The 907-nt window shown below is 64.2% G+C and carries 2 protein-coding genes; both read left to right on the top strand.

Annotated features, from left to right (window positions below; genetic code table 11):
- Positions 1-217: 217 nt before the first annotated feature.
- Positions 218-586, top strand: coding sequence for a tyrosine-type recombinase/integrase (locus tag GY937_22045; GenBank protein ID MCP5059395.1), 369 nt, complete (start codon positions 218-220; stop codon positions 584-586).
- Between the two features lie 173 nt (positions 587-759).
- A partial coding sequence (locus tag GY937_22040; protein MCP5059394.1) for an ion transporter occupies positions 760-907 on the top strand: 148 nt, incomplete at its 3' end.

Raw genomic sequence — 907 nt, 5'->3', positions numbered from 1 at the left:
TTCGCCGTCTCCTCGACGGCTCGATCCAGGATCCGGCGCTGCGAACGAGCGATTCAACGCCTCGCTGCCTGATCCGGCCCCCGCTTCGCCTCCGGACTACACTGCTCAGCGTGAGATTATTCTCGGATCAGGGCTAGGTGGCCGGCACGCCGAGCCCTCGAACAGATTCGCGGCCAAGTGGCCGCTGAAGGCGCTCCAACGTGTCTGGGTCACCGCATTGAAGGACGCGGGACTTCCACCCATCGGGCGCTACGAGGGCACCAAACACTCGATGGCGACTGACGCAATTCGCCGCGGTGTTCCTGAACGCTCTCTCCAGAAATTTCTCGGCCATGCGTCGATCCAGTCTACGCGCCGCTACGCCCGTCTCGCCGACAGCACACTCCTGCAGGTGCTGCGCACACCGGCTCAAATCGAAGACCACCCCACACCGGCGATGGAGAGAACAGGCCGCCGAAGGTGTCTCGGCGACAAGCGGGCGACAAGGTCTCCGGAACACAACCTGAGCGAAATCAAGACGTTAAGCGTGGGCCCTCCTGGATTCGAACCCCGCCGGACAGGAAAAAGCGGTAGGAATCTTAGCTAGTTACGAATCCGAAAACCGCTCGGCGACAAGTTGGCGACAAGGTGGCTGCCGGGCGTCGACTGCCGCTCGTCCCGATTCGCCGAGGCATGCAGGACGACGAGGCGTTTGGCAGCCGGGGGGGCCGGGGGGCGGCCCCCCGTTGCGGCGGGTCTCCATACCCCTAGCCTGGCTGGATGGTGCGAGAGCGGCAGACCGTCAGACGACGCCTCTTCGAGATCCTCGAGCTCGGTGCGCCTGAAGACACGACGAGCCAGGTCTTCGACGCCTTCATGTGCGTGCTCATCGTGTCCAACGTGATCGCGGCGACGGTGGAGACGATCG

This window comes from bacterium (assembly GCA_024228115.1).
Classification (GTDB): Bacteria; Myxococcota_A; UBA9160; order UBA9160; family UBA6930.
Note: the sequence above shows the minus strand (reverse complement) of the source record. Positions and strands in the feature narration are given on the sequence as shown.